This is a genomic window from Deltaproteobacteria bacterium, assembly GCA_016178705.1.
In the GTDB taxonomy this organism is placed as follows: domain Bacteria; phylum Desulfobacterota; class Binatia; order HRBIN30; family JACQVA1; genus JACOST01.
Genome location: JACOST010000031.1, coordinates 1 through 24,911 on the forward strand (window position 1 = coordinate 1; position 24,911 = coordinate 24,911).

The 24,911-nt window shown below is 64.3% G+C and carries 23 protein-coding genes; 18 read left to right on the forward strand and 5 right to left on the reverse strand.

The genetic code is table 11. The features are described 5' to 3' along the window. The coding region (locus HYR72_23165; GenBank protein ID MBI1817888.1) for a response regulator at window positions 1-1,767 on the reverse strand (1,767 nt) is incomplete at its 3' end. Window positions 1,768-2,094: 327 nt separating this feature from the next. Then, window positions 2,095-3,012, reverse strand: coding sequence for a glutathione synthase (gene gshB / locus HYR72_23170; protein ID MBI1817889.1), 918 nt, complete (start codon window positions 3,010-3,012; stop codon window positions 2,095-2,097). A gap of 334 nt (window positions 3,013-3,346) precedes the next feature. On the opposite strand from gshB, the gene HYR72_23175 reads away from it, so the two are divergent. From HYR72_23175 to HYR72_23260, 18 genes are all read left to right on the forward strand, one after another. After that, entirely contained in the window at window positions 3,347-4,516 is a 1,170-nt protein-coding gene (locus HYR72_23175) for a hybrid sensor histidine kinase/response regulator (protein ID MBI1817890.1), read from the forward strand. 9 nt (window positions 4,517-4,525) lie between these two features. Continuing rightward, window positions 4,526-4,849 carry a hypothetical protein gene (locus HYR72_23180; protein ID MBI1817891.1) on the forward strand — a complete coding sequence of 108 codons (324 nt, stop codon included), beginning with the start codon at window positions 4,526-4,528 and terminating at the stop codon, window positions 4,847-4,849. Continuing rightward, window positions 4,846-5,109, forward strand: coding sequence for a DUF493 domain-containing protein (locus HYR72_23185; protein MBI1817892.1), 264 nt, complete (start codon window positions 4,846-4,848; stop codon window positions 5,107-5,109). The genes HYR72_23180 and HYR72_23185 overlap by 4 nt, the downstream gene beginning before the upstream one ends. A 53-nt stretch (window positions 5,110-5,162) precedes the next feature. Further along, window positions 5,163-6,020 carry an AmmeMemoRadiSam system protein B gene (gene amrB / locus HYR72_23190; GenBank protein ID MBI1817893.1) on the forward strand — a complete coding sequence of 286 codons (858 nt, stop codon included), beginning with the start codon at window positions 5,163-5,165 and terminating at the stop codon, window positions 6,018-6,020. A gap of 67 nt (window positions 6,021-6,087) precedes the next feature. Beyond that, complete coding sequence (gene ptsP / locus HYR72_23195; GenBank protein ID MBI1817894.1) at window positions 6,088-8,502, forward strand: phosphoenolpyruvate--protein phosphotransferase; 2,415 nt, start codon at window positions 6,088-6,090, stop codon at window positions 8,500-8,502. Window positions 8,503-8,647: 145 nt separating this feature from the next. Beyond that, on the forward strand, window positions 8,648-9,100 hold the full coding sequence (locus HYR72_23200; GenBank protein MBI1817895.1) for a hypothetical protein: 453 nt from the start codon (window positions 8,648-8,650) through the stop codon (window positions 9,098-9,100). 25 nt (window positions 9,101-9,125) lie between these two features. Further along, the gene (locus tag HYR72_23205) at window positions 9,126-9,593 is read left to right on the forward strand and encodes a DUF4878 domain-containing protein (GenBank protein ID MBI1817896.1); all 468 of its coding nucleotides are present in this window, start codon (window positions 9,126-9,128) and stop codon (window positions 9,591-9,593) included. Window positions 9,594-9,673: 80 nt separating this feature from the next. After that, the gene (locus HYR72_23210; GenBank protein ID MBI1817897.1) at window positions 9,674-10,729 is read left to right on the forward strand and encodes a hypothetical protein; all 1,056 of its coding nucleotides are present in this window, start codon (window positions 9,674-9,676) and stop codon (window positions 10,727-10,729) included. Window positions 10,730-10,756: 27 nt separating this feature from the next. Beyond that, window positions 10,757-13,459 (forward strand): MMPL family transporter, encoded by a 2,703-nt coding sequence (locus tag HYR72_23215; protein MBI1817898.1) that lies wholly within the window; start codon window positions 10,757-10,759, stop codon window positions 13,457-13,459. An 8-nt stretch (window positions 13,460-13,467) separates the two neighbouring features. Further along, a complete protein-coding gene (locus HYR72_23220; GenBank protein MBI1817899.1) occupies window positions 13,468-13,653 on the forward strand; it encodes a hypothetical protein in 186 nt (61 codons plus the stop codon). A gap of 66 nt (window positions 13,654-13,719) precedes the next feature. Then, a complete protein-coding gene (locus HYR72_23225; protein ID MBI1817900.1) occupies window positions 13,720-13,980 on the forward strand; it encodes a hypothetical protein in 261 nt (86 codons plus the stop codon). An 87-nt stretch (window positions 13,981-14,067) separates the two neighbouring features. Next, a complete protein-coding gene (locus HYR72_23230; GenBank protein MBI1817901.1) occupies window positions 14,068-14,823 on the forward strand; it encodes a hypothetical protein in 756 nt (251 codons plus the stop codon). Window positions 14,824-14,854: 31 nt separating this feature from the next. Beyond that, the gene (locus HYR72_23235) at window positions 14,855-15,826 is read left to right on the forward strand and encodes an ATP-binding cassette domain-containing protein (protein MBI1817902.1); all 972 of its coding nucleotides are present in this window, start codon (window positions 14,855-14,857) and stop codon (window positions 15,824-15,826) included. Next, on the forward strand, window positions 15,823-16,575 hold the full coding sequence (locus HYR72_23240; GenBank protein ID MBI1817903.1) for an ABC transporter permease subunit: 753 nt from the start codon (window positions 15,823-15,825) through the stop codon (window positions 16,573-16,575). The genes HYR72_23235 and HYR72_23240 overlap by 4 nt, the downstream gene beginning before the upstream one ends. Continuing rightward, window positions 16,572-17,939, forward strand: coding sequence for a GldG family protein (locus HYR72_23245; protein ID MBI1817904.1), 1,368 nt, complete (start codon window positions 16,572-16,574; stop codon window positions 17,937-17,939). The genes HYR72_23240 and HYR72_23245 overlap by 4 nt, the downstream gene beginning before the upstream one ends. Next, entirely contained in the window at window positions 17,936-18,466 is a 531-nt protein-coding gene (locus HYR72_23250) for a DUF4340 domain-containing protein (protein MBI1817905.1), read from the forward strand. Before HYR72_23245 ends, HYR72_23250 begins: the two co-directional genes overlap by 4 nt. Before the next feature lie 11 nt (window positions 18,467-18,477). Further along, a complete protein-coding gene (locus HYR72_23255; protein ID MBI1817906.1) occupies window positions 18,478-19,725 on the forward strand; it encodes a hypothetical protein in 1,248 nt (415 codons plus the stop codon). Beyond that, on the forward strand, window positions 19,725-21,980 hold the full coding sequence (locus tag HYR72_23260; protein MBI1817907.1) for a YfhO family protein: 2,256 nt from the start codon (window positions 19,725-19,727) through the stop codon (window positions 21,978-21,980). The genes HYR72_23255 and HYR72_23260 overlap by 1 nt, the downstream gene beginning before the upstream one ends. Window positions 21,981-21,989: 9 nt before the next feature. On the opposite strand, the gene HYR72_23265 is transcribed toward HYR72_23260, so the two are convergent. The 3 genes from HYR72_23265 to HYR72_23275 all read right to left on the reverse strand — a co-directional run bounded on the left by HYR72_23265 (window position 21,990) and on the right by HYR72_23275 (window position 24,861). Then, window positions 21,990-22,409, reverse strand: a complete 420-nt coding sequence (locus HYR72_23265) for a DUF2304 domain-containing protein (GenBank protein ID MBI1817908.1) — start codon at window positions 22,407-22,409, stop codon at window positions 21,990-21,992. Between the two features lie 11 nt (window positions 22,410-22,420). Beyond that, window positions 22,421-23,131, reverse strand: coding sequence for a glycosyltransferase family 2 protein (locus HYR72_23270; GenBank protein MBI1817909.1), 711 nt, complete (start codon window positions 23,129-23,131; stop codon window positions 22,421-22,423). Window positions 23,132-23,205: 74 nt separating this feature from the next. Then, a complete protein-coding gene (locus HYR72_23275) occupies window positions 23,206-24,861 on the reverse strand; it encodes a glycosyltransferase family 39 protein (protein MBI1817910.1) in 1,656 nt (551 codons plus the stop codon). Window positions 24,862-24,911: the final 50 nt, after the last annotated feature.

The window sequence follows — 24,911 nt, forward strand, 5'->3', positions numbered from 1 at the left end:
GAGTTCCGCGATGCGAGTCACGTGCGCCTGTCGCTCGGCATCGAGTGTGGCCAAGCGGGCGGTCGACTCGCGCGCGGCGACTTCGGTTGCGGCGCGCTGCTGTTCCAGTTCTTCCCGCGCCGTCGCCAGCTCCCGCTCGGCAGCGGCGCATTGCTGCTGCGCTGTGGCGCGTTCCGCTGTCAGCGCCTGCAGGCGGCCGTTTGCCGCGGCGACCCTCGTCTGTGCGGCCTTGGCCTGAGCGTGCGCCGCTTCGAGTTGTTGCGCCGAGTCAAGACGGGCCGCCGCGAGTGCGATCTCACCGCGGTGCAGTTCCGCCTCGAGCGTTGCGGTGCGGTCGATCAGCTCGCGGTGAATCGCTTCCGATGTCGCGGTCTCCTTTTCAACGGAGCCGAGCTGTTGCTGCAATCCGTGCAGCGCCGCTTCCCGCTGCGACAATTCGACCCGTGCTGTCGTCAGCTCGCGGTCGAGTTCGACGCGTTGTTGTTGGGTGGTGGCTCGCTCCGCTTCCAATTCGGCGATATGCGCGGAGAGCTGCGACTGCTGCGCCTGTAGCCGCTGCGTCCATTCGGCACGAACCAGTTCCTGCTCCGCCGCGTGCTGTGCGGTGGTGGCTTGCCACGCGCTCGCCGCCTGGGCGTGTGAGGTACGGGTCGCGGCGAGGCGATCGATGAGGCCTTGCCGCTCCGCTTCCAGCGATGCCAGGCGGTTGATCTGCTCGTCACCAACCTGGACTTCGCGAGCCAACTGTTGGCGCGCCGCGTCGAGGGTCGAGTGCAAGTCCGCCCGTTCCGCGCTCACTCGACTCAACGTCTGCTCGACGGTTGCCGTATGCGTGCGCAGTTCTACCAATTCCTGGGCGAGATCCGCCTCGCGCGCCGCGGTTGAGTCAGTGACGAAATCGAGCTGAGTGCGCAGATTGGCCAGTGCTGCGTCCAGGGTCGCGAGATGCTGCGCGTCGGTTTCGAGACGCTGCGCGTCGCTGACGTGTTCCTGTGCCCGTTCCTGCTCGACGCGCTCTAGCTCTGCGGTATAGATGCCGCTTTCGGTCTCCAGATCGGCCAGTCGGCTATGCGCTGCGTCGAGTTGGGCGGTCAGCTCGACATTGTCGCGGTGCAACTGTTCAGCTCGGGCGCGGCTGCGTTCCGCCTCCGCTTGCGCTTGGCGGGCGCGTTCCTTCGCGGTCCGGTTTTCGGCCTCCAATTGCGCACGCAGCGTCAGCGCGTTGTGGGTCAGGGCATCCATTTGCGCGAGGGCTTCACGCAAATTTGTCTCGGTTGCGGATCGCGTGGGCTCAGCGACAGGGGCGGGTCGAGGTGCCGTCGTTACCGGCGCTGGTGCCTTCGAAAGAGCGCGTTCTGCGGCTAGGGGGGTCTTGAAGAAGTCGCCGACCGCGGCCTGGCTCAACACCTTGGCGGCGAGGCTGGTTACGGTCTGTGATTTGAACGGCTTGGTCAGATAGCCAACGACGTTGGGAGCGTCTCGGCACGCCTGCTGGGCCTCACCGTCAGGGGCCCCGATCAGTACGATCGGAACCCGTGCAGTGGCGGCATCGGTGGCTAACCGGCGACAGACCTCCGCAGTAGGCATCGTGTGCAAGCTGGCGTCGAGGAGAATCAGCGCGGGTTTGAACGACTTCGCCAGCGCGAGCGCTTCGCTGCCGTCCGCGGTCGTATTGACCTCATAGCCGGCGAGGTGCAGGACGACGTCGAGTGCTTTCCGAATCGTCAGACTGCTGTCGACGCCAAGAATGCGGGGCGCTTCGTCCATCGCTGTCGTGTTCCGGTGTTGTTCAGGGATCAGCCGATACCTACTGGCACCAACATTTCGAACGTCCCTCTCTGCGGAATCGCCGCGGAACCGCTTCCGTCGGTTTGGATAAACGCTGCGGTCCTTCCCTAGCGCCTCTGATGGCATCACTGCAAGCGGCGAGAGCATCCCGCGAGTGGGTGGGATTGGTAACCGAACATCTGGCCGGATCGAGCCCGTGCAGCCGGGACGGCCGCACCACAACGAGGGCCTTGGTGTCGCTTTCTGGCGTTGTGGTGCAGGCGTCTCGCCTGCATCTGGCTTCAAGTGGAATCGAAGTGGTTGTGGTCAGCGCCGGGCTTTGGTTTCGAGGAAGTCCACCAGCTCCTTCTCGATGTGCGTGCCCGAGACGGCGTTGATCTGGCGCGCGGCGGACGGGCTCGTCACGTTGATCTCGGTGAGGTAGCTGCCGATCACGTCGATGCCGGCCATCCACAGGCCGCGCGCGATCAGCATCGGCGCCACCGCGGCGATGATCTCGTGGTCCCGCGCGGTGATCGTTGTGGGCGCGACCCGGGCGCCTTGATGGATGTTGGCGAGTTGGTCGGGGTGGCGCGGGATGCGATTCACCGCGCCGAGCACGTCGCCGGCGAGCAGAAAGATCCGCTTGTCGCCTTCGCTCACGGCGTCGATGAATTGCTGCACCAGGACGAAGCGCCCGCCGGTGTCGATGGGCGAGAGCGCGCCCGCCGGCAGGATGCGGATGCCGCGGCCACTGCAGTCATCGAGCGGTTTGAGGATCGATCGGCCGTGGTGCGCGACGAAGTCGGCGACCCGCTGCGGATTGTTGGTCACCAGCGTCGGCGGCGTAAAGGCCGGAAAGGCGAGCGGCAGAAGCTTCTCGTTCACCGTCCGTAGCGAAACCGGGTCATTGATCACCGGCACCCGGGCCGCCGCGCATTCGAGGATGAAGGTGGCCGCGAGATAGGCCGCATCTATCGGCGGGTCCTTGCGCATCACCACGAGATCGAGTTCGCCCAAGGCGAGATCGGATTGGTTGCCGAGTCGGTAGAACGGCTGCTGCGTCAGATCGAGCGTAATGGTGCGCGCGCCGGCGCGCGCCTGGGTGTCGCTGAGATAGAGATCGTCGATGGTGCTGATCAGATTCTCGTGACCCCGGCGCGCCGCTTCTTCCATGATCAGGAGCGAGGTCTCGGTCTCGAGGTTGAGGTTCGCGAGCGGATCGATGACGTACAAAATGCGCATCGCGGCGGATTGTAGGCGATGAGCGCGCGAATCGAAAGGCGGCGAAGAGAAAGCCCTCCACGGCTTTGTGCAAGCAGGCCCTCGATACGATCGCTTCGCGATCTACTCGGGCAAACGGACTTTGGAATAGCGTGAAGAGTAGCCGCTTCCCCGAGTAGTCGTCCTGAGAGTAGAAGCCGGAGGCTTCGTATCGAAGGGCGGCGTATCAAGGGGCGACTGTTGGTGCAAAGTCGCCGACCGCAGACGCGGAAGACGCTGGGACGTTCTGAGCGATACGCTCGTCCGCTTGCTCCGTAGGCGCAACTCTCCGATAATCCCGCGCCAATCGAGGCGAATGATGGCGCGACAGACCGTGTTGGTGGTCGATGACGAGCCGGCGAGTGTGCGGACCGTGCAGCGGACGCTGGCGGACCAGTGTCAGGTGCTGACGGCGGGTAGCGGGCCGGAGGGTTTGCGGCTGCTCGAATCCGAATCTGTCGCATTGATCATCGCCGATCATCGCATGCCCGAGATGACCGGGACCGAGTTCTTGGCGCGCAGCGCCACGCTGCATCCCGACGCGATCCGCGTGTTGCTGACGGGCTACACTGACATTGATACGGTGGTGGGCGCCATCAATACCGGCCAAGTCTACTATTATCTGACCAAGCCATGGGAGGCGCGCGAGCTGCAGTTGGTGGTGCAGCGAGGCCTCGAACGTTACGAAGCCGAGCAGGAGCGGCGGCGGCTGTTGCGCGAACTCGAGCAGGCGTGCGGGCGCGCGCGTCGCGAAGCGGAACAAAAGGGTCGGCTGCTCACCATGGCGGCGCACGAACTCGGTACGCCGTTGCACGTGCTGCTCAATGCACTCGATCTGCTGAGTATGCTCGACCTGCCCGCGAGCGCGGAGCCATGGCTGCGCACGGCGCAGCGCAACACCGACTGGTTAGCGCGCGGGCTGGCGCAGATGAGTACCGCCGCGCGGGCGCGGAACGATGGATTGCGGCTGCGGCCGGCACTAGTGCAGCTCGCGGGGCTGTGGACGAGTGTTTGCGATGAGCTACGCGCGCACATGAGCACGCGCGCGCTCACGCTGACGGCGCAAGTGGCCGACGGCTTGCCGACCATCGAAGCGGACGCAACGTGGCTGCATCATGCTGTGATGGGTGTCGTCTCGAATGCGATTCGCTTCACTCCCGATGGCGGTAGCGTGACGATCACGGCCGCGGCGGCCACGGATCGGGTGACGCTGTCGGTGCGCGACACCGGCATCGGCATCGATCCCGTCCACGTTGAGGACATCTTCGAGCCGTTCTCGGCGGCCGGCGGCGATCCGTTTCTGCATGCGTCGGGATCGCTGGCGTTTGGCGCGCGCGGACTCGGTTTGGGTCTGGCGATCGCGCGGGCGATCGTGACGCTGCACGGCGGGACGATCTCGGTGGTGAGCACGCCGCGGGTGGGGAGTTGCTTCACCATCGAACTGCCGCTGCGGTTCAAAGCTGTGCCGGTCGAGCGAATGAAGTAGGATGCCGGCATGATCCGTGAGGCGACCAAACGATCCGAAGCGCCGGAGGCGGGCGCGGATGCTCGCTGCACGCACTGTGGCCGGGTCGTGCGGGAAACCATCCACACGCGCTCGTGCTACCGCGTGGACTACTACGAATTGCACACCGGGCCGGTAGAGGAGTCGACCTTCCGGCGGAGCGAAGATGGTCCACTGCACGTTTACCAGCGATTGCTGGCGCCCGAGTTGGTGATCACCTGCGCGGATTGTTACCGTGAGCCGGCGATACAGGATGAACGCGAGCGCCGCTTTCGGCCGGAAGTCGCCGCCGTGGCGGAAGAGGCCTCCGCATGAAGGACGACGCGGCGCTCGAACTTCCGGACTTCCACACCTTCAAGGTCTTCGGCCGTCGCAGCGAGGAGTTCTCAGAGCAGGTGCGCGCCACCATCGCCGCCACGGTCGGGCCGATCCCACTGGACAGCATGAAGATCCGCGCCAGCGCCCAGGGCCGGTACGTGTGCGTCTCGATCACGACCTTCGTCCACAGCCGTGAGCAACTCGAACGCGTCTACGCGGACCTGCGCTCGCAGACAGACATGCTGCTCTTCCTCTGATGATCGAGCGCTGATGGTCGAGCGTTGATGGTTGAGATGGATTGCGAGGGCGCATGAGGCGAGTGAAGCCGGCGCACCTGGCCGGCACCTGGTACGAAAGCAGCGCCGAGCGGTTGCGTGATCAAACCGATGCACTGCTCGCGGCTGCGGCGCCCGCGGTTGCGCCGGTTCGCGTGGCGGGGATCACAGTGCCGCACGCGGCCTATCGTTATTCGGGCGCGGTCGCGGCGACGGCCTATCGCCTGGTCCAAGGCGGTCCGTATCGGCGCGCGGTGATCGTGGCGCCGAGTCATCGAACGCTCCTGCCCGGCGCCGCGATGCTCGACGTCGACGCCTTCAGCACGCCACTGGGCGAAGTGCCGGTGGATACCGATGCGCTTGGGCTGCTCGGCGGACACGCGTTGGTGCGGCGTGATCCCGAGCCGTTTGCGGTCGAGCATTCAATCGAGGTCCAACTGCCCTTGCTCCAACGTGTGTTGCCGGCGGTGGCGGTGGTTCCGCTGCTGCTCGGTGGGCTCGACCCTGATGAGGTGGACGAGTTCGGCTGCCTGCTCGAGTGCCTTGCTGGACCCGCGACGCTGTTCATCGTCAGTACCGACTTTGCCCACTACGGGGCGAAGTTCGATTACCTGCCGTTTGCGCCGTGCGATGCGGAGGCGGTGCGGACGGGTTTGCGGCAGCTCGACATGGGCGCCATCGATCGCGTCGTCGCCGGCGATCTCGCGGGCTTTCAACGCTATGTCGCCGATACCGCGATCACCATTTGCGGGCAGATTCCGATGGCGGTGTTTCTCGCATGGAACGGCGCGCAGCGGCGTGGCACGTTGCTGCGCTACGCCACGTCGCTCGATGTCACCGGCGACTACCAGCACTCGGTGAGTTACGCGGCGATCGTGTTTGGCACGCCGTGACCCGGGTGAGATCGCGCGTTGTTGCTCCCCGCGGGCTGGGATATAAGCCGCGGCGGGATACCAGCGCATGACCGTCACAGCGACAGAAGCCACAGCGGCCGCACGGCCGGTTCGCCGCACCAGCGGACGCAACTGGGGGCTGTTGCTGATCGAAGACGTCGGCACCGTGATCGCCCACGCGCAGGATGTGCGTGCATCGCTGCGTGAGATCGTGGAGCTGCTCGCGGATCGGCTCGACATGGAGGTGTGCTCCCTCTACGTCTACGATGCGCCCCACCGCCAATTGGTATTGGCCGCCACCAAGGGCCTCGACCCGGGGTCGGTGGGCAAGGTCACGATGCGGGTCGACGAAGGACTGACCGGCTACGCCATCGAGAAAATGGAGCCGGTGATGGCCGTCGATGCGCTGGCGCACCCGCGGTACAAGTATTTTCCGGAAACCGGCGAAGAGCGCTACCACTCGTTCATGGGGGTGCCGGTGATCGACAAGCGCGAGCCGCTCGGCGTGTTGGTGGTGCAGACGTCGCGCCGGCGGCGTTTCACGCGCGATCAAATTCGGTTGCTCAAGGCGATTACGGTGCCGGTGAGTGGGCTGCTGGTCCGCGCGCAGCTCCAGGAGAGTTTGCGCACCAAGGAAGAGGAGCGGCGCTCAGCCCACGACCGCATGGTCGAAGTGACCCAGCGCTTGCAGGCCTACGAGCGGGTTGAGGCGCCCGTCCGCGCACCGGGGGCACCGGGACGCTTGTCGGGGCTGGGTGCGTCGCCCGGCTTCGGGATCGGCCGCGCACATTTGCTGACTCCCATCGTGAGTTTCGCCGCGCTGCCGGCGCGGCGAAAGGGATCGGCGAAGCGGGAGTTGACGCGCCTGCGCAGCGCGATCGATCACTCGATTGAAGAGATTGCCCGCCTCGGACGGCGGGTCGCGGTCACGTTACCCGAGTTCGACGCCGCGATCTTCGAAGCCCAGGGCATGCTGCTGACCGATCCGCACTTGATTGGTCGTCTCGAAGCCTTGATCCAGGCCGGCGACAGCGCCGAGCACGCGCTCGAACAGGTCATCGGGAACATGCTTGCGGAGTTCACCCGACTCGACGACGCGTACATGCGCGATCGGGTCACCGACATCAAGGACATCGGCCAACGGGTGCTGCGCAATCTCTTGGGCGTCACCGAGCGCCACACCCCGGCCACGAGTACGTTTGTGGTGGTGGCGCATGAGTTGACACTATCGGACTTGTCGATGCTGGAGCAGCAGGGGCTCAAAGGTATCGTGCTGGCCACCGGCGGCGTGACCTCGCACGCGTCGATTCTGGCCAAGTCACTCGAGATCGCGACGGTGGTCGGCGTCGGGCATCTCGCCGAGACTCTGCGCGAGGGCGATCAACTGATTGTCGATGGCAACGCCGGCACGGTGTATGTGAATCCGCCCGCTGACATCGTGCGCGAGTACGAGCGCCTCGGGCGCGAGTATCGGGCATTCAATCGCGAGTTGGAGACCTTGCGGGAGCTGCCGGCGATGACGCGCGACGGACATCAGATCGCGCTCACCGCCAACGTCGGGTTGCTCGGCGATTTGGTCCTGGCGCTTCACCATGGAGCCGAGGGCGTGGGGCTGTATCGCACGGAGTTCCCGTTCATGTCGCACCGCGACTTCTTGACCGAAGACGAACAGGTGGAACTCTATCGCCTTATGCTGCAACGGCTGGAGGGACGGCCGATCGCGATTCGCACGCTCGACATGGGTGCCGACAAGTATCCGTCGTACTTGCGACTGCCGCGCGAGGACAATCCGTTTCTCGGCTGGCGCTCGATTCGCATCTCACTCGAGATGCCGGAGATCTTCAGCGTGCAGTTGCGGGCGATTTTGCGCGCCAGTGCGTACGGCGACGTGCGCATTCTGTTTCCGATGATCTCCGGGCTCGAGGAGATCCGACGCGTCAAGGAGTTGCTGGGGCAAGCGCAGGACGACGTGCGGCGCGAGGGCCACGCGTTCAACGAGAACATGGCGATCGGGGTGATGATCGAGGTACCTTCGGCGGTGCGCCTGGCGCCCTTGCTCAGTCAGGAAGTCGACTTTCTCAGTATCGGCACCAACGATTTGATTCAGTACCTGCTGGCGGTCGACCGCAACAACCCCAAGGTGGCGCCGCTCTATGAGCCGCTGCACCCGGCGGTACTGCGGGCCATTGCCGATACCGTGGCGGCGGCCAAGGCGGCCGGAAAACGGGTGACCATCTGCGGCGAGATGGCCGCCGACCCAGCCTGCACATTGATGCTGATCGGGTTGGGGCTCGATGGCCTCAGCATGGGCCCGTTCTTCATCCCGGTGATCAAGCGCCTCATCCGCTCGGTCGATCTGAGCCGCGCCCGCCAACTGGCGGCGGAGTTGCTCACCCTCGCAACCGTGAAAGAGATCAAAGGATGTCTCTTCGAGGGCATGCGCTCGCTGGGCGTTATCGACTTCATGGACATGTATCACTGACGCGCGCGCGGTGCGTGTGATCGGGCGACCCGTGAGCCGTACTGGACAAGCTGCGCCGGTTCGTCATAGAGAGACGGGCGCAAGCCGGCGGCGAGCGGGCAAACCGGTGTCGAGCGGGGCAAGCCGGCGGTGGAAGGAGACAGGGGTGCGATTCGGGTGGCGAGGTCTGTGGGTGCTGGGCTTCAGCATACTGTGGTGGACGGGCGCAACGGCAATGGCCGCGGAACCCAAACCGGTCGAGGTGGGCAAGCGACTCGCCGCCGTCGAGGAGGCGCAACGCTCGCTCGCCAGTGCTCTCGGCGGCGTGCGGGAACAACTCAAGCAACTCGATGAACGGATCGCGGAAGTGCGCGACGAGCTGCGGCAAGCGCGCGAGGGCGCGCAAGCGGATCGTGAACAAGCGAAGGGCATGCGCGAAGAAGTGCGGGGATTGTACGTTGAGAGCAACGGCGTCAAAGGTGACATCGCTCAACTCAGCAAGGATATCGAGAGTGTGAGTGCGAGTTTCGGAAACTTCCGCTTCAGCTCCGGCGCATTTATCGCTGTGCTGATCGTGCTGCAGGTGATCGCCGTGGCGCTGACGTTGCGCCGTGGTTGAAGGATCGGTGAACGGGAGGTCTCCAGTGCGGCGACGGGTGCTGACGGTCATAGCGATTGCTCTGCTCGCCGTCGCCGGTGGAGCGCGCGCGGAATCCATCAGTCCTGAGGAAACGGTGAACCGTTACCTGACCGCGATGAAGGCTGGGAAATTCGCCGACGCCTACGACTATGTTTCGAAAGACATGGCGCAAAACAAGAACCGTGAGGAGTGGGCGAAGGAACAGCAGTGGGTGATGCAGGCGACGGAGGCCAAGATTTTCGAGTTCAAGGTGTACCCGGGCAAGATCGACGGCGAGTCCGCGCGCGTTCCCAACATCCTCAGCTCGCAGGATAAGTTTCTCAACCAATTGGGGGTGGAGGAGCAAGAGCTGTACACCCTCGTTCGTGAAGACGGCAAGTGGAAGATCAATCAACAGCAGATCGTCGAGAAGGCCGACATCCCCAAGTGGTTTCCCGCCGTCGCGGAGCCGCAGAAACCGCAGGCGCCTTGACACCGCAACAAGGGAGTCGCTAAGGGCGAGTCGCCCAACCTGGATGCGAGCGCGTCAGAACCCAGAGGTAAGGAGGATACATGCGCGGTCATTGGCGTGTGCTGGCGCTGGCGGGGGCGGTTGTTGTCGCTCTCGCGGGCTGCCATGCGGAGGTTGAAGATGTCCCGTTGGTCGAGCGCAAGATCTCTATCGCGGACAAATTCTATGATGTGAAGGCGATTGATGCCGATCACGCCTTCGTCGTCGGGTACTTGGGAAAGATTCTGGCTACCGAGAACGGCGGCAAGTCGTGGCAAGTGATGCCGAGTGGCACGGATCGCGCCCTCTACAATGTTCACTTCGCGGACAGCGCCAACGGGTGGATCTCGGGTCAGGACGGGATCATGTTGCACACCACCGATGGCGGCAAGACGTGGCAGCGCCAGAATACCGGCACCGCCGTCTATCTCTTCGCGCTTTCGTTTCTCGACGGCAAACATGGGTTCGCTGTCGGCGACCGGGCAACGCTGCTTGAGACCCGCGATGGCGGTCAGAACTGGAGTCTGCGCAAACTCTCCCAGTCGGCGGGCTTAACTGCCGAGCAAGCGATCACGTCGCAAGATCCGGTGCTCTACGGCGTGCAGTTCGTCGATCAGGAGTACGGCTGGGTGGTCGGCGAGTTCGGCAAGATCATGCACACGCGCGACGGCGGGGCGACCTGGGTCGAGCAACAGAACAGTCTGCTTGGTCACGGCGTGTTCGATGTGCTCGACATCCCGACCTTCTTTGGCGTGCACTTCACCGACCGCCAAAACGGCCTGGTCGCCGGCCTCGATGGCAAGATCGCCCGCACCAGCGACGGCGGCGCAACCTGGCGGTTCGAGCCGATGAAGCTCGACTATCCGATTATCGATCCGCTGTTCCGCGCGTTCACGATGCCCAACGGTACGGCGTGGGCGGTGGGCGCAGCCGGCGAGATTGTACACCGGGATCCCGGCGCGACCGAGTGGACGCGCGCGAAGCTCGGGATGGAAGTGCTCACGTGGCTGCGCGGCATGGCGTTCGTTTCCGCCGAGGACGGCTGGCTCGTGGGGGGCTTTGGCCTGATCCTGCACACGAAGGACGGCGGCAAGACGTGGTTGCCGTCGCTCGGGTAGAGATCGGCGCGAGATAAGGGGGCGTTCATGGCGATCAATTACGAAGTTCCGGAAGACAAGCGCCTGCTGTACTGGTTGGGCGACAAGCTGATCGACTATCGACACCCCGTCTCGATCGTCGTGTTGCTGATCACCGCCATGTTCGCGTACTGGAGCTTCCAGCTCAGTCTGGTGACCAGCTTTGGCGAACTCCTCCCGCAGAACCACGCGTACGTGAAGATCCACAACCGCTTCTCCAAGGACTTTGGCGGTGCCAACAACATCATGGTCATGCTGCAGGTCAAAGAGGGCAGCATCTTCAACCAGGCGACGCTCAACAAGATCTGGAACATGACGGTCGGCCTCGACCAAGTCTACGGGGTCAACCACAATCAGATTGATTCGATCGCGCATCGCACCGTGCGCTATCTGAAGGTAGCGGCCGGCGGTACCATGCGTGCCCAGCCGGTGATGTTGGAGCCGCTCAAGAACGAGGAAGAGGCAGCCGCGATCCGGCGCATCGTCCACAACGCGGAGAACATCTACGGGCTCTTGGTGTCGCTCGATGACAAGGCCGCACTGATTCGCGGGAACTTCATCGAAGGACGCCTCGACTACAAGCGCATCTTCAAGGACGTCAACGAAAAGGTCATCGAACCGTTTCAGGACGAGAACACCGAGATCTTCGTCGCTGGCGAGCCGCGCCTTTACGGCTGGGTCTACTACTATGCGGGCGACGTGTTCTTCATCTTGGTTGTGACCTATTGCATTGAATGGGTGCTGCGCTGGATGTACTTCCACGACTGGCGCGGCGCCTTGCGGCCGACCATTACCGGGTTGATCGCGGCCTTCTGGGGCCTCGGCTTCATTCATCTGATTGGCCTGGCGCTCGACCCGCTCATGTTGGTGATGCCGTTTCTCATCACCGCTCGCGCGGTCAGCCACGCGATCCAGATGCACGACCGCTACTACGAGGAGTTTGAGAAGTGCGGTTGGAACAAGCGGCGCGCGATCGTCGCTTCGTTTGGCGAACTGTTCGTGCCGACACTCTCCGGTATCTCGACCGACGCCTTTGGCGTGTTGGTGATCCTCCTGGTGCCAGTCGTGATGCTGCAGAAGTTGGCGGTGACCGCGTCGTGGTGGATTCTGGCGATCACGATTTCCGAGATGATGCTCAATCCCATCGTGTACTACTATCTCAAGGCGCCCGAGCCGGAGCTGGTCATGTTGCGCGAGCGCGGCGCCTTTCGCCGATGGATCGAGGGCTTTGTCGCCAAGCTCCTAACGCCCACGGGGCGCTGGGTCACCTTGGCGGCGTGGGGCAGCGGAACACTGGTAGCCATCTACTTCCTGCGCGGCCTCACCATCGGCGATCCGACCTCGGCCTCGCCGCTGGTGTGGGACAATTCGCCGTACAATGTGGCGCATCACGCCATTCAGGAGAAGTTCGGCGGCGTCGAGCCGCTCATCGTTGTTGCCGAAGGTTTGGACAAGGACGCGATGAAGGATCCGCACACGCTGCGCACGATGGAGAAATTCCAGCGCCGCCTCGAACGCGATCCCGGCATCGGCTACAGCTTCTCGCTCGCCGATATCATTCGCGCGGTCAACATGGTGTTCCACGAACTGGAACCCAAGTGGGGGGTGATTCCGAACAACTGGGTGGATGTCGGCGGCCTCTTCTTCATCTACTTCTCGGGTTCGCCGCCGACCGAGACCGCCAAGTACGTCGATCCAAGCTACACGACGGCGCACGTCACGTTCTTCTGCAAGGATCACAAGGGCGACAACATCCGTCGCATCATCCACCGCAGCAAGGAGTTCATTCTCGGAACGCAGATCCGTGACCTCGGCATCGACGTTGCCGAGGAAGAAGGGGCGGTGGTGATCAAGAAGGTCTACCCCGACCCCGCGTGGGAAAAAGCCGGCCCGTCGTGGATCGTGTCGGAGACCGCCGCCGGCGAAAAAGGCGATGGCCCTTTCCGCTCGGGCGACCGTGTCGTTAAACTCGGCCGCTCGCCGGTCACCAACATGGAAAGCTTCTTGGCGGCGCTCACCAAGGAAACCGCCAACAGCAGCTTGATCGATGTGCAAGTGCGCCGCGGCGGCCAAGTCGTCGACAGCACCATCTCGGTGCCGTGGAAGGCGGTCTTCAAGCTCGCCGGTGGGTTGATCGGCGTGCTCGCTGCCGCCAATGAAGAGCTGGTCAAAAACGACGCGCTGATGAACTTCCTTGGCTTCTTCACCATCTGGGTCATTTTGCTGTTCACCTACCGCTCGTTCGCCTGCGGTCTGTACCTGCTCGGGCCGCTGATTCTCTCGAACGTGATGGTCAACGCCTACATGGCGATCAACGGCATCGGCGTGAACATCCACACTCTGCCGCTGGTCACCGTCGGTGTCGGTTTCGGGATCGACTACGGTCTCTACATCGTCAGTCGCGTGATTGAAGAGATCCGAATCCGCGGTAATCTCGAAGACTCAGTACGCGAGGCGCTGGTCACGTCGGGCAAAGCGGTGACGTTTACCGCCGTCACGATGATTATCAGCACGGCCTTCTGGATCAGTTCGCACATCCGGTTCAACGCGGAGATGGGATTGCTGCTGGCGATCTGGATGGGGATCAGTTACGTCGGCTCGCAGACGTTGACGCCCGTGTTGATCGTGATGCTGAAGCCACGTTTCATCATGAAGGAAGCCAAGCACGCGGCCGGGCGCACCCGCATACACGAGCAGGCCGCGACCGCGTAGGAGCGACTATGGAACTTGGCATGTGGAGTTCAGTCATCATCGTCGTTGGGTTCAGCTTCCTCGTGATCTTTCTCGACGAGTATGTGGTCAAGCCGTGGCGCGAGCGGTTGTGGGAGCGGCGCGCCGCCTCGGGCGACAAGGAATCGCAGGAGCTGATCCGCGTGGCCAAGTCGGCCAAAGTCGTGGACGAATGATGGGAAGGGCGCGCGGCGCGCTTTTGAACCGCGCCGCGCCCCACCAACCAAGAGCCCGCACTTCGCATGGCTGTGCTTCGTGTCGTACGCATCAGCGCGCTGGCGCTGCTGATCACCGGGCTCACGTGGCTTTCGCAGGAGGTCGGGAGGGCACAAGGCAACGAACCGGTCCCCGGCACGTCCTGGGCGCTGGGTGTGCTGTCGCTGTTGTTTTTTGTTCGGGCCGTGGTCCTCGAGGGCACGCGCGGTCGCGAGGCCACCGTCCAGAAGGATCTCTTGTGGGGAGCGGCGGCGGGCGGCGTCCTCTCGATTCTCAATCGTCTGTAGCCGGGCGGCGTGTACGCCGCGCAATTGACTGCTTGGAAGGGCTAGCTTACCATCCGCGCGCGTGGACCGGAGGGCGAACTCGAAGTCATGAAGAGCGTGCCGCGCTGGGTGCTCGTCGTGGTGCTAGCCGGCGGCGGGGCCAACGGCTGCCATCGGGAACAGGCCGCTCCGGAGCCACTCGACTTCTTTCCGCTGCACACCGACGATACTTGGGTTTATGAAGTGGCGCGGCCGTTGCGCAACGAGCATACGCGGATGACCGTGCGGGCTCGTGGAGACCAGTTCGTCGCGCCGCTCAAACGCCGCTGCCACTTGGTCGAAGAGAGTTACTCGGCCGACACCAACAATGGTGGCAATCCCGAGACCTATCCGATCGCCTACTATCGCGAGGATGGTTTTCTCTTTCGCGCCCTAGCGCTCGAATATCGCGACGGCGAGGTCGCCGATGCCGGCATCGGCACGGCGCAGGAGCGCTTCCTGCCGGATAACCCCAACGACAACAGCAGCTGGGAAAGTCTGACCACCGCCTATGATCTGGGTGCCAACCACTCGTACGGCGTCACGCAACAGCATCGTGCGACGGTTGATCCGCAAACCGTCACGGTGCCGGCGGGAACGTTCGCGCGCTGTTTGCGCGTCGATACGGTGGCCAAGCATCGCGGTGTGCATCCGGAATCGGGCTCGGGCCACGCGGCTGAGCAGGCGGTGGTGTTGTACTATGCCGACTGGTACGCCCCGAACGTCGGCCTCGTCCGTACCATTCAATCGAGCCGCCCCGACGGTCCCGCGCTCGCGCAGATCGAGCTGGTGGCGTACGACGTCGAAGGCGCGCACCGTCAGTAGGCACACGGCGCTTGGCTGGGCGTCCGCACCCATGATCGTAGTCGAGCACCTCACGAAGCAGTTCGGCGCGCATCGCGCCGTCGACGACGTGTCCTTCCGCGTCGAGCGCGGGGAGATCATCGGCCTGCTCGGCCCCAACGGATCGGGTAAGACGACGATGATGCGCATCCTCACCGGCTTCTTTCCGCCAACCGCGGGCCTGGCGCGCGTGGCGGGCTTCGATGTGACGACAGAAGCCATGCGGCTGCGCCGGCAGATCGGCTACTTACCCGAAACCACCGCGCTCTATCCGGATATCCGGGTCGAGGCGTTTCTGCGTTTCTGCGCCGACGTGCGCGGTCTCGGCCGCGCCGGACGCGCGCGCGTTGGGGCAGTGATGCACGACTGCGGATTGACGGAGGTCGCGCAGCGCCTGATCGGCAAACTCTCGAAAGGCTATCGCCAGCGCGTCGGCCTCGCGCAAGCGCTGCTGCACGAACCGGCGGTGCTGATCCTCGATGAACCGACGGTTGGACTCGATCCGCGCCAGATCATCGAGATCCGCTCGCTGATCGCCAATCTACGCGGCCGCACCACGGTGCTGCTCAGTACCCATATTCTGCCGGAAGTCAGCACCACCTGCGATCGCGTGGTGATCATCGATCGCGGCCGCAAGGTGGCGGAAGATAGCGCGGCGGCGTTGTCGCGTCACGTGGCGGGCAGCGAACGGACGCTGGTGCGGGTGGACGGGCCGGCGGCGTCGGTGTGCGCCGCCGTGCGAGCCGTGGCAGGCGTCGAGCGCGTCGAGGTGAGCAACGGCATGACCGAGCGGGCGGTGAGTGTGGTGGCGTATTCCGCGGAAGGTACGCCGGACGTCGGACGCGCCATTGCCGCGGCCGTGGTGCAGCAGGGGTGGGGCCTGCTCGAGATGCGGCCGCTGCCACTGACGCTCGAGGATCTCTTCGTCCGGCTGGTGACGAGTGAGCACGGCAGCGCGCGTGACGAGACGGCGGCTGTATCGTGAGCTTCCTCGCGTTGTTTCGCAAAGAGCTGCGGTCGTACTTCGTGTCGCCACTGTTCTACGTGGTGGCGGCGGTGTTCTCGTGTTTGTGCGGCTTCTTTTTTTACACCCGCTTGATCTTCTTCGTGGAGTACGGTTTTGGCGTGAACATTCTCGGCAACTTCTGGCTCGCGTTTCTTGCCGGAGCCCCGTATTCGATTTCGATGGTACTGTTGCTGGTGATGCCGCTGCTGACCATGCGCCTGTTGGCCGAGGAGAAGAAGCTGGGCACCATCGAGCTGCTGCTCACCTATCCGTTGCGCGACCGCACCATCCTCGCTGCCAAGTACACCGCGTGCGCGAGCATCCTCTTGGTGCTGCTGGCCGGCACGTTGGTGTACCCGGCCTACCTCTCCGTGCTCCAGCCGTTGCCGTGGGCGCCATTGCTGAGCGGCTATCTCGGCCTGCTGTTTCTCGGTTTGAGCTTCATCGCGTGCGGCCTGTTCATCTCCGCTCTGACGGAGAATCAGGTCGTCGCGGCGATCGCCACGCTCGGCATTCTGCTGTTGTGTTTCGTGCTGACCTGGAACGAAGCGGCCACCAGTCCGCCCGTGCTGCGCGTCTTGGCGCAGATGTCGATGTTCGATCACTTTGAAACCCTGGCACGCGGCGTGATTGACGCGCGCGACATTCTCTACTTCGTGTTCTTCATCAGTTTCTTCAATTTTCTGACCTTGCGAGCGCTCGAATCGCGCACCTGGCGCGGGCGATGAACGGGCCGTGGCGGCAATGGCTGCAGCTAGCCGTCGCCAGCATCGGCCTCGCCGGTTCGATGGCGATGACCGAAGCCATTCTCGCGCGCCATGTGCTCCGGGTGGACCTGACACCCGACCGCGCCTACACGCTGGCGCAACACTCGCGTCAGGTCTTGGAGAATCTCCGGCACGACGTGCGAGTGGTCGCCTTTCTGCGCGCCGACGATCCGCGCAACCACGAGATCGAGGACTTGCTGTGGCGCCTGCGCGCGGTGTCGAGTCGCGTCAGCTACAGCGTCGTCGACATCAATCGCAACCCGATGGCTGCCCGCCAGTTCGGCGTCAACGCCGACGGCGCGTTGGTGGTGGAGAGCGATGGCCGCCGCAAGGTGTTTAGCAATCCGAGCGAACCGTTGCTGATCGCGGCGATACTGCAAATCACGCGAAGCGACAAAAAACGCGTCTACTTCGTAACCGATCACGGCGAACGCAGCCCGCAAGACAGCGATCGGCAACGCGGCATGTCGACCGCGCGCGCGGCACTCGCGGGTGAGTTCTATGACGTCCAGCCGCTCAGCGTGCTGGCGGGCGGCAGTGTTCCGGCCGACGCCAGCGTGGTGATTCTCGCCGGTCCGCATGCGGACGTGCTGCCGGCGGAGCTGCAGACTCTCGCTGACTATCTTGCCCGCGGCGGGGCCCTGTTGGTGATGCTCGATCCGCAGCAGGCCCCAAATCTCGTGGCGTTCCTGCGCAGCTATCACGTGGCGGTTGGTGACGATGTCATCGTCGATCCCGAGAACCGGCTGTTTGCCGGCGACGTCCTGACCATGACGATTCCCGGACTCTCGCCGCGCCAGCCGGTCAGTGCAGCGCTCAAAGCGCCGCCGCTGTTTGCGCAGGCGCGCTCCGTCGAGTTTGTTGCCGATACCGAAGCCCGTTTCGGCGGCGTATCGTTGCTGGAGAGCAGCCCCGCTAGCTGGCGCAGCGGCGACCCCGATGTGCTGCACGCGGGGACGACGACGTACGTCGATGGGCGAGACGTGCGCGGTCCCGTCTCGGTGGCGGTGAGCGTGGTGATGCGCAGCAACGCCCGCGATGTGCCGCCCGGACGTCTGATCGTTGTGGGTGATTCTGATTTTGCGAACAACTTTTTCATCGAGTACCTTGGCAACAAAGATCTCCTGGCCAATGCCGTGAACTGGCTGGCGCATGAGGAAGAACTCGTCGGGGTGCGGCCGCAACAACAGCAGCCCGGCGTGAATCAGTTCTTCGTCAGCGCGCGCCAAGGGCGGGCGGCGTTCTGGCTCGGTACGGTGGTGCAGCCGGCCGTGTTTCTCGTCGTTGGGATGGTAGTGTTCTTGCGCCGGAGGTTCACGGGATGACGTGGTGGCGTGCGACCGCCTATCTGGGGTTGTTCATCGGCCTGACTGCGTACTACGTGGCCAGCGAGCCGGGCTCGGGGGGCAGCGCGCCGGCAACGCCGCCGCCCCACGCGTTCCTCGGGGTGACGAGCGCGAGCGTCCGTACGGTCAGCGTGCAGCGCGGCGCGGTTACCTTAGAAGCGGTACGTGACGGTGAGCGCTGGCGCGTGGAGCGGCCCGCCAATGTGCACGTGCCGTCGGACCTGGTGGCCGCGTTGGTCGAGCAGCTGGCCGAGTTGCCCGCGGTGGAAGTGGTGGACGAGCACGGGGAGAGCGCGGCGCAGTTCGGCTTGGAGCCGCCCGAGGCGCATGTGACGTTCATGCTCGCCGATGGCCGCAGCGTCGGCGTCGCGCTCGGCGCACGCAACCCGGCGCAGACCGCCGCTTACGGTCGTGTCGACGGCACGACCCGCGTCGTGTTGCTTGGATTGAACGTGCTCTACTACGAGAACCTGCTCACGCAAGCCGCGCGTCCGAGTAACGGATAGAGCGGATGGGTATGCGCCCGCATCTCCGGCTGGCAGCCATCTTGGCCGCGGGGCTCGTGTCAGTGGCGGTCCGCGCCTCGGCCGTGCCGCCGGTGTTTCTCATTCACGACGGCGATACGGTGATGTTCGTCGGCGACAGTGTCACTGAGCACGGCGCTTACCTCGATGACATCGCGATGTACTTCACCGTGCGCTGGCCCGGCTGGCGGGTCGAGTTGCTCGACCGGGGCCGGTTTGGCGAGCGCGCCGTCGATGGGTTGCAACGGCTGCAGCGCGACGTGATCGCGGTGAAGCCGCAGATGGCGGTGTTGCTCTTCGGCGTCAACGACGGACGCTATCAGGCCCTTAAGCCCGAGTTCCTGGCCGCGTTTGTGAATGCGGAGCGCCAGATGGTGGCGCGCCTCAAGGCGGCGGGAATCGCAGTCGCGCTCGCCACGCCGACGCTGATCGATCCGGATCAATTGCAGGGCTACCACGGCGATGCGGCGGAGTACATTGAAGTCCTCGGCCGCTACGCTCAAGCGGTGATGGACATCGGGCACGAACTCGCGGTGCCGGTGCTCGATGTGTACGGTGCGCTGCGCTCGGCGCAGCAGCAGGCGAAGGCCGCGCTGCCGAACTTCACGATGTTTCCCGCCGGCGTTCACCCCTCGGCCGCGGGCCATCTGGTGATCGCGGCACGCATGCTGCGCGATCTTGGCGCACCGCCGATGACGTCCGACCTGACCATCGATGCGGCCACGGTCACCGTTGCGTCGGCCGCCGGCTGCTCGGTGCGCGAGTTGCGAACGCGCGACGGCGCGCTCTCGTTTGTCCGCGCCGACGCGCTGGGGTGGTGGTACATCGATCCCGCGGCGCGCGCGATTCTTCCGTATGCGCCGGACGTGCGTGAACTGAACGCGGTATGGTTGCGCGTGCGCGAGTTGACCGCGGGGAGCTATCGAGTGCGCGTCGATGGACAACCGATCGAAGAGGAATTCAGCGCCGCTCAACTCGCTGAGGGCTTGTATGTGCCGTCGGCCGCACCGCCGTTGTGGCCGCCACACTTGGCCGAGCTGACTCAGCGCATTGCGACGCGCCAGCAGATGCTCCGCCTGCAGTGGGATCCGCTGCAGGCCACCTTGCCGGACGGTCCGGAGCGCACGGCGATCCTGGCTCAGATGACGCAACTGAACACGCGCTTGCGATCCGAGTTGGTCACGCTTACGCCGCCGCAGCCGGCGCGCTGGGAGATCATTCCCCAACGTCGGGAGCACTAGTGCCCGTGCTGTCGAACACACAACGGCGTGTCAGTGACCTCGTCGCTGCCGCACTTGTCTGCACCGTGGTCGGGGCGTGGTATTTCCAGCGCATCTTCCTGACTGCTTCGACGGCGGCAATCGACTTCGTCAACTACGATCTCTACGCCTACGCGTATCCGATGCTGGCGTATTGGTTTACCGGTTTGCGCGACGGGGAGTTCACCCTGTGGAACCCGTACCAAGCATGCGGCTTACCGCTGGCGGCGACCGAGAACGGATTTTTCTATCCGCTGAACTTCTTACACCTCATGCTCCCCACCGGCATCGCGATCGGATACACGACCGTGTTGCACTTCGCGCTCGCGGGGTTCTTCCAGCACCAGTTTTTGCGTGCGCGGCACCTCGCGTGGCCTGCGTGTTTGATTGGTGCGCTGACGTTCATGCTGATGCCATTGTTCGTCCGCACCGCTTGGTTTCCTGGCTGCTACAACACGACTGTGTGGATCGCGGGGATTCTGTGGGCGTGCGAGCGACTGGTGCAACGTCCGACGCGTGGCGCGGTGGCGGCGCTCGCGACGGCGCTCGGGGTGCAACTGTTGGCCGGCCGAAGCCAATTGGTGGTGTTTGGCTGGTATTTCTTTGCACCGTATGCAGTGGGTCGCACGTGGAGCGTGTGGCGTCATGACCGGCAAGAGGGACGGCGCGTTGCCGTTGCCCTGATGTGTGCAGTGATTTTGGGGGGCGCACTGTCCGCGATTCAAATCATTCCGGAAACCGAGCTGGCGGTGAACAGTATGCGGTCCACCGCGGGCATCAGCGCCCTCGCCGCCGAGGCGTATCCCGGCTCACCCGACATTCCAGAGCTCTGGCAGACGTTGCTTGTTCTCGACACTGAACGCTGGGATCCGGCGGTCATCTTCCCGCCCTATGGCTGGCATCTGATCGGTTGCGCAGCCGTGGCGGTGCTCTTGGTGCGGCGCCGCTGGGTTTGGTTTTTCGCGGCCGTGGCGGCGATCTTCTTCGTGTTGGCGGCGGGCTCGCACACCCCGCTGTATGACGTGTTCCGCCGGTTACCGACCGGAGACTGGTTCCGCGTGCCCGAACGGATGCTGTCGCTCACGGTATTTTCGCTAAGTGTGCTGAGCGCGGTGGGAGTCGACGCACTGGCGCGCGCGGGGGGGAGGGCACGTTGGGCAGTGGGGTTGCTGATTCTGTCGTCGGTATTGATCTATTGGCAAACCCCGGCACCGTCGGTCGGCGCGACGACCTTGGTGACCGCGTTCGCGTCGAGCAGCGTCTGCCTGCTGGTGCCGGCGGTGTGGGTGCGGGCGCCCGCGGGCGTCGTGATGGCGGTCGTGCTCGCGATGGAGCTCGTCGATATTCATCCGGCGACGCACGCGCACCCGACCGTCTCTGTAGCGGGTTATGGCCGCGCCGATGCCGCGTTGCGTAGAGGCATTGCCCGCGAACGCGCGCCGGGGATGCGAGTGTTCTACTCGTACCGACCCATTCACTATGTGCCGCTGCCGAAGGTGGGATTGTTGGACGGTTTTCCCACGGTGACCGACTATGAACCGATGACGCTGCGGCGGTTCGCCGATTTTGCGGAGCAGCTGCACGGCGGGCCGGATGATCCGTTCGGCGCGGTCGTGTTCTTCGGTGATATGCCGTTGCGGGCGACGGCGACGAGCCGCAGGCTGTTGGATCTCACGAGCGCGCAGCTGGTTGTGCAACGCGGTGACTTGGTCGAGCCCGACCCCTTGCTTGCGCTCGGCTTGGAACTCGTCGACGACTATGGTGGGCAGCGCCTCTATCGCAATCCCGGAGCATTGCCGCGGGCGTTCGTGGTATCGCAGTATGTGCTCGAAGCCGACGAGCGCGCGGGGTTGCGGCGGTTGGCGGATCCGCGATTCGATCCGCATGCCGCAGCGATGCTCGACGCGCCACCGCGCCTGGCTCCAGCGAGTGGCGCTTCCGGTACGGCGACCCTCACCGAAGATCAACCGGACGCTGTGACCGTGTTGGTCGAGACCACCGCGGATGCCCTCTTGGTGCTGACCGATGTCGCCTATGCCGGATGGGCGGCGACGGTTGATGGGAGACCGGAGCCGTTGCAGCGGGCCAACTATCTCTTTCGCGCGGTGAGTGTTCCGCGTGGGTCGCACGAGGTGCGTTTCGAGTTCCACCCGGCGTCGTTTCGTTGGGGCGCGGCACTGTCCGGCGTCTCCCTGCTGACGATCTTGGCGTTGCTATTCGCTCGTCACCGGTCGTGATCCTTCAGCTTACGAATTGGTGTGGCCGTTGGTGTCGCGCGCCAGATCGCTGCGCAGGATTGCCAGTTCCTGGGCCAGGGATTTCACTTGATTCGCGAGCTGCGACAGACGCACGGCGTAGTTGAGGCAGATTGCGAGCAGAAACAGTTCGCCGAAAAAGAAAATCGTGGAACTTGGCGTCCAGGCACCGATCGCGCGCGTAAGCCAGCGCAACGCGGCAAACCACACACTCAACAGCGTAATGCCACCGGCGACGGCGAGCCAGATCGGCGAGTATTCCTCGCGCAAGCGTCCGCGGCGAACGAGATGCAGCACGGTGGCGAAGAGGATGAGGCTGGCGATCAGTGCCAGCACCCGGGTGGCAAAGGCTTCCGGCTGCTGCATGAAGAAGCGCCGCAGCGCGTCAGGATCGAGCGGCTCGGGGGACATGATAGCTCCTTCTATGGCGCCGGGCGCGGCATCGATGCACTGCGCAGCAGTGACAGCACCATCTTGTAGATATAGTAAAGGATGGCCGAACCTTGATGCATGGAGTTGCCCCGCAAGCTGGGCGCCATCTCGACGGGCACTTCGACGATGCGGAAGCCGACCCGGTGCAAGAGCAGGAGCATGTCGGCGTCGGGATAGTCGACCGGAAAGAAGTCATTGCAATAGAAGTCGATCACGCGCGCCGACATTGCTTGATACCCCGAGGTCGGATCGGCGATGTATGGGCCGCCCAGGGTTTGCAAGAGGCGCTGGAAGACCAGACGCCCGACGTCGCGAACAGCGCCCATCGCGTAGCCGGACGGCTGAATGAAGCGGGACCCGAGTGCGAGATCGGCCGTTCCGGCTTGCAGTGGCGCGAGCAGACGCGGAATGTCGCCCGGATCGTGCTGGCCGTCTGCATCGAGTTGCACGAGCCAGTCGGCGCCGTGCCGCTGCGCGTACTTGTAGCCGGTCTGCAACGCCACGCCGTAACCGAGATTGAACGGATGGCGGACCACGCGTGCGCCGAAGGCGCGCGCCCGCGCGCTGGTGTCATCGTGTGAGCCATCGTCGATCACCACTACCGCGTCGGCCGGTACCGCGTGAACGGTGGCGGCCAAGGTCGTCTCGATGTTCGCGGCTTCGTTGTAGGCGGGAATGATGACGAAGACGGAGTGGCGCATGCAGTCACTGATCGGTTTCGAGCGCCTGGTCGATAGCATCCGGTTGGTGAGCTCAGCAAGCGCGGACACGCGCTTCAATGGCTATCGTCTGGAGGCGCGTGGAGCGACCGGTAGCGCAGCAGCACCAGCTCGTTGCTGCAGCAACCGGTGTCGGAAAACATTGGCAAGCGGCGCAGACGGCGAAGCAGCGCACTCGCTTGATCAGCGGTCGGCCAGGTGTCGAACATATCGGACGGGTGCAACGTGATGGCGATCGTATCGACATGGTAGGCATCGAGGATGGCGAGCAAGGCGGAGGTCTTGGTGCGATCAAGGAAGACTCGGTGGACATCACGCTCGCGCGTGGGATGATCGACGAGGGGGGAGCCATGTGCCGCCGGGATCGCCACCACGGAGCATCCGAGCGCATACGGCAGCAGATACGAGGTCAAAATGTCCGAGAAGACGACGGATGGGCGCGTTCCGGTCTCGGCGACCGTCCGCTCGATATTCCAGTCACCGAGCGGACCATTCGCCTTGAGATCATCGCTAATCGCCTCAGCCGCAGCCACCTCCGTGTAAATCGGTGCGGCCACGTCCCATATCAGCGCCAGCGCTCCGATACACACTGCGCCCGCCAGAATGCGGCGCACGCGATCCGAGAGCGCCACGGTGCGCAGGAGATCTAGCACCCCGACGACGCCCAGGCCTGCGAGTAGATCGTAGGGAATGACCTGCACCAGCCGACACGTCCAGTCGGTGCTGATGTAGAACAGGACTCCATAGAGCGGTGTCAGTAGGATGACCAACGTGCCGAGCGTAGCACTCAGCGCGTAGCGGTCGGCGATGCTGGCGTGGCCGACACGCCAGCGCTGAACGGCGCTGATGAGTCCGAGCGCGACCGGTATCCAGAGCAGATGAGGCAGGGCGTTGAAGATTGCGCCGGCGCGATACATCCGCAGCGTCAACGAGCCGAGCGAGAGCGACCAATCGCCGCGAATGATGCCGTACATATGCGGTGCGAGGGTACCTCGTTGCAGTGACTGGCTGGCGAGGTTCACCAGCCACGGCGCGGCCGCTACGGCGCCGATGGCGAGCGGAATTAAGATTCGCGGCGAGGGCCGCCATGGCGTGGGTGCCGACGAGAGCTCCAGCATGAGCAAGGCAAGGACGCAGAACGCGCCGACAACCAGATGCGTCGCAATACACACGCCCAGGAGAACGCCGGCCGCGCTGAGATAGCCCGACCGACCCGTCTGCCGCGCCCGCAGGTAACACAGCAGCGTGAGCGCAAAGGGCGTCAACGCTATCGCGCGCGGGTAGGGCATTGCCGGCCAGTTCGGACCGGGCGCGTTGACTAGCAAAACGATCGCCGTACCGGTCACCGCCGCGCGCGGATCACCAGTGAGCGCGCGCAACCAGGCAAAGGTGGCGGCGAGCGTGACGATTGCGAGCAGCGGTGGTGCGGCGATCAGGACCTCGTGCGGTGGACGGCCGGTGAGCGCGCACACCGACGCGAAGAGGAGATGCGAGAGCGAGTAGAACGGCGGCGTCGGTGATCCGGCATAGAACGGGTCTCCCGCAAACCAGCCGTGCTCGAGCGCCTGGCGGATCAGCGCCAAATGCACCCACGTGTCGCTCCACGGCACCAGTAGCACCGTCAGAAAGTGGCGCGTGGCCCACGCATAGCCGCCCATGACGAGCGCAAGCGCTATCCAACTCAGCCGAGCCTCAGTGGAAGTGGGGGACATTGTTTTCATGCTAGGCGCTGCACTGGCGTCGCCGTCTCAGTGTCGACCGA

Excerpts from the sequence above, each read along its gene's own strand:
- gshB (MBI1817889.1), bottom strand. The coding sequence starts at position 3,012 with ATGCGCATTTTGTACGTCATCGATCCGCTCGCGAACCTCAACCTCGAG.
- HYR72_23175 (MBI1817890.1), top strand. The coding sequence starts at position 3,347 with ATGATGGCGCGACAGACCGTGTTGGTGGTCGATGACGAGCCGGCGAGT.
- HYR72_23180 (MBI1817891.1), top strand. The coding sequence starts at position 4,526 with ATGATCCGTGAGGCGACCAAACGATCCGAAGCGCCGGAGGCGGGCGCG.
- HYR72_23185 (MBI1817892.1), top strand. The coding sequence starts at position 4,846 with ATGAAGGACGACGCGGCGCTCGAACTTCCGGACTTCCACACCTTCAAG.
- amrB (MBI1817893.1), top strand. The coding sequence starts at position 5,163 with ATGAGGCGAGTGAAGCCGGCGCACCTGGCCGGCACCTGGTACGAAAGC.
- ptsP (MBI1817894.1), top strand. The coding sequence starts at position 6,088 with ATGACCGTCACAGCGACAGAAGCCACAGCGGCCGCACGGCCGGTTCGC.
- HYR72_23210 (MBI1817897.1), top strand. The coding sequence starts at position 9,674 with ATGCGCGGTCATTGGCGTGTGCTGGCGCTGGCGGGGGCGGTTGTTGTC.
- HYR72_23215 (MBI1817898.1), top strand. The coding sequence starts at position 10,757 with ATGGCGATCAATTACGAAGTTCCGGAAGACAAGCGCCTGCTGTACTGG.
- HYR72_23220 (MBI1817899.1), top strand. The coding sequence starts at position 13,468 with ATGGAACTTGGCATGTGGAGTTCAGTCATCATCGTCGTTGGGTTCAGC.
- HYR72_23225 (MBI1817900.1), top strand. The coding sequence starts at position 13,720 with ATGGCTGTGCTTCGTGTCGTACGCATCAGCGCGCTGGCGCTGCTGATC.
- HYR72_23230 (MBI1817901.1), top strand. The coding sequence starts at position 14,068 with ATGAAGAGCGTGCCGCGCTGGGTGCTCGTCGTGGTGCTAGCCGGCGGC.
- HYR72_23235 (MBI1817902.1), top strand. The coding sequence starts at position 14,855 with ATGATCGTAGTCGAGCACCTCACGAAGCAGTTCGGCGCGCATCGCGCC.
- HYR72_23245 (MBI1817904.1), top strand. The coding sequence starts at position 16,572 with ATGAACGGGCCGTGGCGGCAATGGCTGCAGCTAGCCGTCGCCAGCATC.
- HYR72_23250 (MBI1817905.1), top strand. The coding sequence starts at position 17,936 with ATGACGTGGTGGCGTGCGACCGCCTATCTGGGGTTGTTCATCGGCCTG.
- HYR72_23255 (MBI1817906.1), top strand. The coding sequence starts at position 18,478 with ATGCGCCCGCATCTCCGGCTGGCAGCCATCTTGGCCGCGGGGCTCGTG.
- HYR72_23265 (MBI1817908.1), bottom strand. The coding sequence starts at position 22,409 with ATGTCCCCCGAGCCGCTCGATCCTGACGCGCTGCGGCGCTTCTTCATG.
- HYR72_23270 (MBI1817909.1), bottom strand. The coding sequence starts at position 23,131 with ATGCGCCACTCCGTCTTCGTCATCATTCCCGCCTACAACGAAGCCGCG.
- HYR72_23275 (MBI1817910.1), bottom strand. The coding sequence starts at position 24,861 with ATGTCCCCCACTTCCACTGAGGCTCGGCTGAGTTGGATAGCGCTTGCG.